We start from the raw sequence: 10555 nt of genomic DNA on the forward strand, positions 1-10555 counted from the left end.
CATGAAAGGAACCTCTATTGTTTTAAAAATTGCAGTGTTGCTTTGCTTAGTGTGTGCAGCCAATGTACACGCCCAAAGCTTCGAAGAAGAAAATACCAAAGTGATGGAGCGCATGGACACCGAAAGTTTAAAAGAGAAGGTGTTGCTCAATAAGGCCATTGCACTGGATTACCAGCTGGAACCGTTCCGAGCACGGGAGAAAAACAAGGAAGGAGCCTATGTTACGCACCTTGATGCCAGGCTGCTGCGCCAGTTGATCGAAACCGCGGAAAGGGGCAATATGGATGGCAGAAAGAAACCGCAAACCATGGGGAAGATTTTTAAACGGAGCCGCAAGGAGGTTACAGCCAATAATGTCATCCCTGTCGGTATCATCAACATGGACGCCCTGCTGTTAAGCGAGGCACAGGTAGAGGAAAACATCAAAGTCAAAAGCGAAGGCAAAAAGGCCGACGCCAGTAAATATGTCAAATCAAAATTTAATCCCTTTGCGCTGTTATTTTAACACGGGACTTACACAGTTAATTTAACGCTCTCTCAAAAAAGTCTCCTTATGATACTCTTTGACTTTTATGACTATTTGTTAAATTAGAATTTATCATGAAGCGGGTGATTATTCCAACTTAATTCTAACTTTTTCAACTTTCATATCAGCATTTTTCGCTGGTATACTATGTAAGTAATATATTCCACGAGGTAAATTTCGGACATCAATTGTTATTTTATTTCCATCTGTAAAGCCCTTTTTATTGTAAACCTCTGTAACAGCTACCGATCTTACAATTTCTATACTACTTTCACTATACAAATTAATTTGCGATGGTAATGATTCCTCAATTTCCGGATTAGCAAATTCCAGGGTCAATAATTCGGTAGTTGGATTCGGATATGCCATTAAAGCGCCTCCATTTAAATAAAATACAAAATCTTCATTATAAGTACCACATGCATTTGTAGCAGTAACTTTCACCTTTCTACTTCCGGAAGTTGACGTAGAATAAACATACATCTGGGTTGCTGGATTGTTAGGGCTATAAAGATCTATTGTCATATTTCCAGTTCCAGTATAATTATTATAATTGAAAGTCGTATTTGGACTGGTTGATGTAGCATTAAGATTATAAAGATTGCCCGCTGCTACCGGCGTAGTTCCTGCAACAACACCGTTTATAGTCTTAGTTAAATTGGGACTACCTGCCCAAACGCTTTTTGATAACCCAACAGCGCAGCCATTTACTGTTGCAGTAATGTTGCCAGCTACCGTATTTTCAACCCTAGTTGCCAACCCCGTGGTTGCGTTAATTGTTAGTACACTTGTATTTGAAGATGCCCATGCTATTGTTGAGCCCGCCAATGTTGGGTTCAATGTAAAGGTTCCGGTTGTACATAATGGACTTGGGCCTGCAATGGCTACTCCGGTCAGCGGGCACTCTGTTGTGCAGTGTAGGACGTTCGCCGCTGGGTTTTCCATTTCATTAAACATCCAATTGCTATTTCTGGCGGTAAACCTGACATGGCTTTCATTATTGGCAGTGACCGAGGTGCTTGGTTTTGTGTATGCCTCCTGTGCTATAAACCGCCCCATTCTGGATGGATTGCCAGGATTTACGCCATCTACATTGGAAGCAGTCAAACTTGCTGCATCCAATGTAGATAAATCCAGCGCACTAGGAACAGGAATAAAAGTGAAGTCCTTAACTGTCAGGCTATATCCTGCCTCCAGGAACCACAGAAATTTATAGGATGATGACGCACTACCACTACCATCGCCAAGAAACTGGCTACTTGATATTGATCCTCCGGCCGCACCATCATAAAAAGGAATAGCACCTCCATTTATTGTTTTCTGGAAAAGGGTAATGTTTATCGTAATCAATGAAAGTATCGTATAACTTGAATAAACTTTCAGATTAACCAACTGGCTTGCCGCTTGATTAGCCGACGCGTTAACAGTAAAATCAGTCTTTAACTTATTATTGGATATCCATGGAATAGGAGAAAAGAATCCCATCGCCGAAAAATTGACTAAGTTGGTGGATGGAGACATTAATGCTACTCCACACTGTGAGCCGTCACTCGTTGCGCGAATCTGGTAAGGAGGGGCACTCGGTAAGTTCACCATATTCCAATATTCATTGGCTAGGAAAGTGTTAGCCTGAACCGTAGGAAGAGCATCTGTAACCCGATTTATAAGCATTTGTGTGGGGCCAGGCTCATTGAGCAGATTTAATACATCATTCAATTGGGGAATGGTTTGCCGCGCATTAAATGATACAATGGTGTTACCAAATACATTCAGATTGAAATTATTAGCTCCGGCTGCCTGGGCGGACATCTGAATCCCCAAAGGAATGTTAGCTCCTCTATGAGGGCTATCATGTGTAATAAGCAAGCGGGTCTGTGTTGCAACACTCGTACGCACCATATTAGCTAACGCATACCTTCCCACCAGACCTCCCATACTTTGCCCTAGTACTACATTTTGTGCGTCTCCGGCTTGCTTCTGCCCATTTACCCAGGTTATCACTTGCTGCAACAAAGCAGCGTTTCTTGGGATGGCGTCAGAGCCATTGTTATAATTAATAAATACAATGTCGTAACCCGCATCATCCAGAGCCGCATTAAAATCATAACTTGTCGGGTTAGCACCTCCTAAATTATTTATTGCTTCTATAAAATCGATGACTGTATAATCTTCCTCCTGCAATCGAGGAGCAACCCTGCTTACATCCAATCCTTCTAATATAATCAGCGGTTTTTTTACCCTTCTCGGATTGCTGGTATTCGTGGCACTATAATAAATCTGGGCTGTTCCTCCTGCATGGTTAGCTGTTGGCGCAAATATCTGATTTGCATGAGGAGCTCCTGCATACCGGCATGTTGGGCAACCGATCACTCTGGTCACCTTTATATCAAAGTGGCTCTCGACGATTGCTCCTGTGGAAGGTGTCAGTCTGACTTTGATACGCTTTGCGCCAATGCTGGTAAAGTATAACTGATTGGGATGCCCCAGGATGCCGTCTGATAACCTGCACCAAAATCTATGGCGATGCTGTTAATTGCCCCGCCATTCCCCCAGCGGAGTGCGCTGTTAAATACGAAGGAAACTGTATTGTTTTTAGAGGCATCCTTTGCAGGAGCAGCTACAAATAATGTTCTCAGATCATACGGGCTTTGGGTTCGTCCGGGCACATCATTGAACTGATTGTTGGAAACATTAAGCAGGCGTGTACTAACTGCGTTGGATTTCAATGAATTATAATTTGCATAGAGTAGCGTAATGGGAATGGCAGTTGCCTCATTCAACGTATTGCTAACATTGGTATTCACTGTTGCGGGATTGACACCTGGAATGTCAGCCGAAGCAATGTAAGAACTATACCAGGTGGCATAGGTCATTTGCCAGATTTGGGAATTTGTAACATTGTTTGCATTCAGCGTCCCGTTGGAATTTTCTAGCGGCATAAATGGAAACCCATAATCCGATAAATAACCCGTTGTGATAGGTGTTTTGCTGATGTTGGCGAACACACTATTCATTTTTGTCCGGTAGTCGTCCGGGCTTTGTGCTAGTGATGACAGCGAAAAACAAATAAGAAACAGATAGTAAAGTTTGAGTTTCATACTAGTAGCTTGTTTAATGTTGAGTACTAAAATTTTGAATTAAATCTGTCCTTGGTTAGTTTAGGATTGCGCCTCCTACATTTTTAAATCAAACCGGCCTTCTGTGATTTTAAGAACCGGGTTGCATTCGGTTATTGGATTTTTTTTTGTCAATGTAAATTCGAATGTTCCTGAAATGATTCCTCTTCCCATATCTAACTTCGTTATGTTTAACATGCCAGAACGGGAATCCTCAGCGGCATCGTAATAGCACACCTTTGTTATTTCCGTGATGCCTGTTTGATCTTGAACAGCCATGGTATAATTGCCCAAAGCAAGCGAATCTTGGGTGTTAAAGGAGTACTGCCCAGGCTTCGAAACTTCTCCAAGCGAAATACTTATAAATTCTTTTGTTACAATGTTTATGTCGGGGTTCTCTTTGAACGACCGGTACGCTTTAATACTCATCGTTCCACCATTCCAGGTGGGATCATAGGAAAGGTCAAAAGCCGGGGTACTAAAACTCCCTTTTGGTTCCCAAATTCTTCCATCAACTTTACAGCCAAAAGTATTTTTACCCTCCTGGGTTGCGGCGGGTAATTCAGGATCAACGCTGATTTTTCGGCAGCTGCTGATGATTGTGATAGACACGAAGCATACAATTGCTATTTTGAATAGTTTCATAAGATTTTATATATTAATAAGATTAAACAACTATCTATTAAAGTGCTATCTATCAAATAGATATCTAATAAATGCAAAATCGTTTGTTATGAATACTTATGTTAGATAGTCGCCTTATTGGTTACAAATTAAATCAATATAAATATATTTAAATCTTGTCATAAAATATCATTTTTTGTTGATGTCCGACAAGATATTTTGTTGTCGCACGACAAGTAATCCGATTAAAGCCTAACTTGTATAATGGATAATCCTAAACCACTGTGGTTGTTAAAGGAAACATTGGCATCTTCTCCTTCTGCCGATTTGAAGGAACGCTTTACTTCAATGGCTAGCCCATATCGGGTGCGTAGAGGTCGTACTCTGGTTAATATTGGTCAAGTCAACGATAGTATTTATTTGTTACATTCTGGTGTGATGCGCTCTTATTATATCAAAAATGAAGAGGATATCACATCCAGACATATTGGCGAGGGTGAAATTGCTTGTATTGCAGAAAGCTTTTTCTTGCAGAAAAAATCCCCGGAAGCAATCGAGGCACTGGAAGATTGCGTTCTTTATTCTATTTCTTATGAAGAATACAGAAACGTGGCAAAAGAGGATATTCTTATATCAAATTTAATCATTCAGATGCTTGAATACCGGTTAGTAAGTTTCACTGAAAAAGTGAAGCTCTTTAAATATCTTACTGTGGAGCAACGAATAGGATCCTATATTAATCATCCATCATCTCTTTTTCGTCGGATACCTGATCATTATATTGCTACTTACTTAGGAACTACACCTGCGACATTCAGCCGTTGCTTAAAGTTACTGTTGCGTGAAAAGAAATAGTTTTTTACAAATACCCAAACCGGAAAAGTGCCAGCCCATACTTTCCCCTTCAAGCTCAAAAAAAATAGGGTGATTGCATCAAATTGTAAGTTGCGTTAAGAGTGTTACTAAAAAGTCATCATTTCTGGCTGCTCGTTTACGTTTTCTTCTCAGGCTCATTTTGGACGGTTCTCGTTGTAGTAAGGCAAGGGCCGTCTTTCGTATTGTTGTCAGGTTTCTTGGTGCATGATCCTGTCGACAGCTAGATCTGTCTTCGTAAAAAGTTAAGTCTAAGTGCCAGTGTTGCTGGTTTTCTATACCCCAATGGTTGCGTACATATTCCCCCATCTCCCTAGCAGTCTTCCCTGTTAAAGAGCTGATAAAGTACCTTTTATCGAACTGAATCTTTCCATGTATCCATCTTGTGGACGCCACACATACAACACTCTTTAAGCCCGTCCACTCCTCGTGCGCATCGATGAACCGTAAATTTTCATTTACCCACACTTCCCGCTTTTCTCCTCGCCCGTGCCCCATATCATGACTAATATCCGCTTCCAAATTCTTATGAATAAACTCAAACCAATCCTGCACTTGTAAATAAAGATCCGACTGGTTTTGCTTTAGCCCTATCAAATAATCCGCCTTTCGCTCAATAATCGTGTCAACAATCTTCTTTTGACAGCCTATCGCATCGATACTGATAATACTATCCTCTATATCAATAACTTGTAATAATTCTGGTATGGCATTTATTTCATTAGTTTTATCCGCTACTTGCTGTTGGCCCAGGCACAATCGATCCTTTTGTGCCCATACACTTACAATTTGAACATTGGCTTGCTTATTGCCTGCCTTGATTGTTCCCCGCAATTGTTTACCATCAACAGCCAACTGCTTTTTTGCCAAAAGTCCTATTATTTCAGAACCCCAGTCAGTTAAACATTTCTCTAATTCTGTTGGACAAATATGCCGAAACACGCGGTTAAGAGTGTCGTGGGAAGGAATACCGCCCGGTAAAGAAAGAAAAGTAGACAAAATCGCCTCCTTCTCACACGCATAGTCATATATATCCTCAAATGTATCACAATCAGCTAGATACCCACAAAGAACCAACATTATTATATCGCTTAAGTCGTGAAAACACCGGCCCTCTTCTCGATAATCATTAACCTCTCCAAAAAAATCTGACACATCCATCTCACAAAGATCGCTAACTTTATATTTGATGCAATCACCCTACAAAAAAAAGGATTTTACCGGGAAAGCTAAAAAAAGTTTGTATAACTCGACATATCTTGAGTTGAACGAAAAAGGGAAACAAAATAAAAAAAAAGGGAATGTTGTGCGAGCAACTAAATATTTAGTTGCTTTATTTTCTTTATAAAGCAATTGATGAAAGGTACAGTCTTTGAGAATTGAATGTTATAACTATTTTTCATAAATTTGAATCATTATTTTGTTAATGTTATAACATTATGAAAGCTAATATCATAAATATTGGAAATAGCCAGGGAATAATTATTCCTTCTACACTATTAAAAAAGTTGAATTTGTCATTTAAGTCGAGTGTTCAGCTGGAAGTGGAGAATGGGTCGATTGTTATCAAACCTGCTCCCCGGCAAGGTTGGGCAGAAGCGGCATTGGAAATGCATGCAGCTGGGGATGCATGCAGCTGGGGATGACAGGCCTTTATTGGATGAAAGTATGACTTCTTTTGATAAAGAAGAATGGACGTGGTAGTAAAGCAGTATGAGGTGTATTGGATTTCACTTGATCCGACACAGAGTAGTGAATTCTGTTCTGTGTCCTATGTTATTTTTATAAGCAGGAGTGAATTACGCTTTGAGATAATTCATTATTACTCTGAAAGTGTAAAGAACTGAATTTCAGTCAATTAGGTAGATGGCAAACACAAAAGAGTTTAGTAGACTTTATCACGACTTTTTTAATTTTGCAATCGGCAGTCGTACCTATCGGATTATCTTTGATCCGACTTCAGGAAATTAATTCCTCCGCAGTGGAGACGAACCCAGACGGCAGGCTCAGACCAAAGGCAGGCTTTGCTCCATCGCAAACCTTTAATACCAAGCAGGCAGTGATAGCCTCGGCATTGATTCCGACAGTACCCATCGGAGCAAGCAACGGAAAATCACCATAACCTGTTCGGCTGGATGCCAGCGTACCGCCAAATCGGAACTGGATGTGCTCCCCCAGGCACTGATCAGTATCACCTAATCTTATTTTGATGGCATTTCATAATTACGCAGGCTGGCGTAAACTTCATCTATTCGCCACAAAACGCCCCGAATTACTTCAGGGCTCTTTGCATGCCTCATTGGCTATGGGTTGTAAAAGGTCCCATCGATTTTTTGCACTTATCAATTTATCGATGTTATCGTCAAGGTTGCGATGGGTCTTTTGCAAGAAAGTTTAAAAGCAAATTCCCTGCTTAATCGACATATCCCTTGTCAAAACCAGAAAATATATACTAACTTTGATGCTTTAAAGAGTTCTTTTCTATATTTTCCAATTGGAAAAGGTTTTACTTTTTAGTGAATTAATAGGGAATCGTGTGAGAATCACGAACTGTCGCGCAACTGTAAGTAACCATTAAAGTTTAGATCGACATATATCCACTGTTTCAATCGAGATGGGAAGGATGATCTAAATGTTACAAGTCAGGAGACCTGCCTTTTTATATTGACCATGCTCTCGCGGAATGGAGTTGAGTCGGATTTGGAATAACCAGTGTATGGGCACAGCCCCTATACTGTCAGGGCCTTGCGTCCAGCTCCCAACCACTTACCTCCCCCGTTTGACATAGAAAATTTGTCTTGGACTTTTAACTCATTTAAAAAAAGTTAAAAGCAATGCAATTTATGACCTACCGATGCCCGCGAACTGGCACAGGTAAATTTATCGCTATGAACAACATTCGGCTTGTTGTTTTCTTTTCTATCTTTTTGTTACACAGTCATTTACTAATGGCCCATCATAAAGGTAAAGTTGTTGGGACTGTAGTGGATGAGTTTCAGGCACCTTTGGTGGGCTTGAGTATCCGGCTCATGGGGACAGATAAGTTGGCTACAACCAATGAGAAAGGTTTTTTTGCCATTCAAGGTTTGCCCGATGGAATATATGATCTGGAGGTGTCCGGTATAGGCTTTGACGCCACAAATGAGCGAATCGAAATCAAAGATGGCATTACAGTTATCCTGTCTTACCAGCTGCTTTCGAGCACACATCAACTCACGGAGGTAGTAGTAAGTATGCGGCCTTTGGAGGCTGTGATTTCTCTTAATAAATTAGATATTCCGTTGCGCAATCTACCGCTGTCTGCATCAATTGTTTCGGCCAAAATACTTCAAGAAAGAGGGGCTGACGATCTGGGAGATGCCCTTAAAAATGTAAGTGGTATTCGTGCCAATAATACCTACGGAGGTTTTCAGTATTTTACAATTCGTGGTTTCTCCAATTTTGTATTACTGGTGGATGGGGTACGCGATGAGCGGCACAATTTGTCTAATAGTGCGCCCAGTACCAATCTGGCCAATGTAGCTTCCGTTGAGGTATTAAAAGGCCCTGCATCTGTATTATATGGGCATTCGGCGTTGGGTGGTGTTATCAATATCATCAGGAAAAAGCCAACAGATGTCTTCGAAGCCGATTTTTCGGCCTCTTTTGGAAGTTTTCATACCAGGAGACTTAGGGCTGGTGCCGGAGGAGCCCTTTGTTCCAAACTTCGCTATCGGGTCGATTTTGGCCTTTCCCAAACGGAGGGGTACCGCCGTTCGGGATCGCAAACACAGAGTGCTTACTTATCTCTGGATTACAGGCCCACTGACAAGGATCAGATAGTATTATCATTTGGCGGTAATCAGGATTGGTATGATACAGATGCTGGAATTCCGATGCTCGAAGGTGGCAGATTAGTGCCGGGCATGAAGCCTGATAGTCGTTATAATGACCCTCAGGATTTTCTGAAGAATAATCAGTATAATTTCCAAATTCTTTATACGCATCAATTTAATAAGGGGCTCAAGCTGAGTAATCAACTCTCGTATTATGATGATAATATCGATTACTTTTCTACAGAGGAGCTCAGCTTTACAAGCCAGCAGGATTCATTAAAAAGGAGCTTCCCCTATTTTTTTAATCACCTTACAAAGCCTATACAGAACCAGTTGGAACTCAGTTTTTTAACCAAAACGGGTACAGTTGCCCATCGAATACTGGCTGGCTATTCTTTGGGGATTATGGGCCGGAAGACTTATAATGGGAAGGTGGTAGGCCCAGCGCTGCATGCGAGTGTGCCTGTTGTCTCTCCCCAATTAAATCAAGGCTTTTTAAGTTATGAAACCCAAAATTATAAGGCCACGGAGGAAAATGTTCATGGAATATATCTCCAAGATTTTGTTGAAATAAATCCATATTTAAAGGTCCTAATAGGTCTTCGTTACGACATTTTTGACGGAAACTATTATACCGATCGGGTGGATAAGGATAGAAAGGTCATAGAAAAGGGAGAGGTAACCAGTATTACAAGTGCAGCGCTTACCTATCGCCTTGGGCTCGTATATCAACCTTGGAATACTTTTTCGATTTATGGTTCTTATTCCACCTATTTTAAACCTACTCGCCGCTTTTCCAATAACGGACAGACCTTCGACCCGGAGACAGGTTTACAGGCAGAGTTGGGTGCAAAGGTAGAAGTGGGTCGTAAGTGGACGGGCACTGCTGCCCTGTATTATATGCGTAAAAATAACCAATTAGAATCTTTGCCCGGTGGGGTATTAATGCCTATTGGTTCGGCAAGTTCCAAGGGTTTCGAATTGGAGGTTCAGGGGCAACCGCTCCAGGGACTTCAGATTATGGCCGGCTATACATTCTCCAAAGCCACTTATCTGGACTATCGGGGCATTGAGAACAACCCGATTGCGGGCAATCAAGTTGCATTTGCTCCAAAACAATTGGCCAATCTGTGGGTTACCTACGAAATGTCCAGAGGCTTTCTCAGGAACTTCAGCCTCAGTCTAGGCGGTAATTATATGGACAAAACCTTTACCAGCACGAAGAATTCCTTCAATTTGCCTGCTTACACCTTGTTAGATGCGGCCTTAGCATATCGCTTTGGTAGAGTTGGGTTGAGGCTTAATGTCAATAATCTTTTGGATGAGAAATACTATGCCAATGCGATTTATACCAACCAGTTCTCAGCAGGGCCGGTAAGGAATTATTTGTTGACAATGAAATATACATACTAAGGTGAAAGTTTTGGTGCAAATATATCGCTTACTTGGAGTAAATATTGTGGTTGAGACCCTAGATCCGAATGTGATATTAGAATGGATACTTGCTATGCCAAAGGCCATAGGCATTGAGTCTAAGACGCTCCTCCAAACGTATGATGACTATCATTATGCGAAGGGTTACACCAGACAATTTCCAGCAA

The 10555-nt window shown here is 41.2% G+C and carries 9 protein-coding genes and 1 riboswitch; of the genes, 5 read left to right on the plus strand and 4 right to left on the minus strand.

Annotation, left to right across the window (positions count from 1 at the left end; genetic code table 11):
* Nucleotide 1 precedes the first annotated feature (1 nt).
* On the plus strand, nucleotides 2-505 hold the full coding sequence (locus X939_RS0101175) for a hypothetical protein (protein WP_025761421.1): 504 nt from the start codon (nucleotides 2-4) through the stop codon (nucleotides 503-505).
* A gap of 108 nt (nucleotides 506-613) precedes the next feature.
* Here X939_RS0101175 and X939_RS0101180 read toward each other — a convergent pair whose 3' ends face one another.
* From X939_RS0101180 to X939_RS0101190, 3 genes are all read right to left on the minus strand, one after another.
* A complete protein-coding gene (locus X939_RS0101180; RefSeq protein WP_025761422.1) occupies nucleotides 614-2905 on the minus strand; it encodes a T9SS type A sorting domain-containing protein in 2292 nt (763 codons plus the stop codon).
* Between the two features lie 44 nt (nucleotides 2906-2949).
* Nucleotides 2950-3624, minus strand: a complete 675-nt coding sequence (locus X939_RS0101185) for a hypothetical protein (protein WP_025761423.1) — start codon at nucleotides 3622-3624, stop codon at nucleotides 2950-2952.
* 75 nt (nucleotides 3625-3699) lie between these two features.
* Entirely contained in the window at nucleotides 3700-4287 is a 588-nt protein-coding gene (locus X939_RS0101190; RefSeq protein WP_025761424.1) for a Riean_0653 family protein, read from the minus strand.
* Nucleotides 4288-4530: 243 nt separating this feature from the next.
* Between X939_RS0101190 and X939_RS0101195 the strand changes: the two genes are divergently transcribed.
* A complete protein-coding gene (locus X939_RS0101195) occupies nucleotides 4531-5121 on the plus strand; it encodes a Crp/Fnr family transcriptional regulator (protein WP_025761426.1) in 591 nt (196 codons plus the stop codon).
* A gap of 78 nt (nucleotides 5122-5199) precedes the next feature.
* Here X939_RS0101195 and X939_RS0101200 read toward each other — a convergent pair whose 3' ends face one another.
* Complete coding sequence (locus X939_RS0101200) at nucleotides 5200-6300, minus strand: ISAs1 family transposase (protein ID WP_025761427.1); 1101 nt, start codon at nucleotides 6298-6300, stop codon at nucleotides 5200-5202.
* A 278-nt stretch (nucleotides 6301-6578) separates the two neighbouring features.
* Between X939_RS0101200 and X939_RS21945 the strand changes: the two genes are divergently transcribed.
* From X939_RS21945 to X939_RS0101220, 3 genes are all read left to right on the plus strand, one after another.
* Entirely contained in the window at nucleotides 6579-6785 is a 207-nt protein-coding gene (locus tag X939_RS21945) for an AbrB/MazE/SpoVT family DNA-binding domain-containing protein (protein WP_044198162.1), read from the plus strand.
* A 335-nt stretch (nucleotides 6786-7120) separates the two neighbouring features.
* On the plus strand, nucleotides 7121-7261 hold the full coding sequence (locus X939_RS23540; RefSeq protein WP_157493009.1) for a hypothetical protein: 141 nt from the start codon (nucleotides 7121-7123) through the stop codon (nucleotides 7259-7261).
* A 362-nt stretch (nucleotides 7262-7623) separates the two neighbouring features.
* A riboswitch (cobalamin riboswitch) is annotated at nucleotides 7624-7812 on the plus strand.
* A gap of 275 nt (nucleotides 7813-8087) precedes the next feature.
* Nucleotides 8088-10367: a TonB-dependent receptor gene (locus X939_RS0101220; RefSeq protein ID WP_025761428.1), complete on the plus strand. Its 2280-nt coding sequence runs from the start codon at nucleotides 8088-8090 to the stop codon at nucleotides 10365-10367.
* Nucleotides 10368-10555: the final 188 nt, after the last annotated feature.

The sequence above is a fragment of the Dyadobacter tibetensis Y620-1 genome, from assembly GCF_000566685.1.
In the GTDB taxonomy this organism is placed as follows: Bacteria; Bacteroidota; Bacteroidia; order Cytophagales; family Spirosomataceae; genus Dyadobacter; species Dyadobacter tibetensis.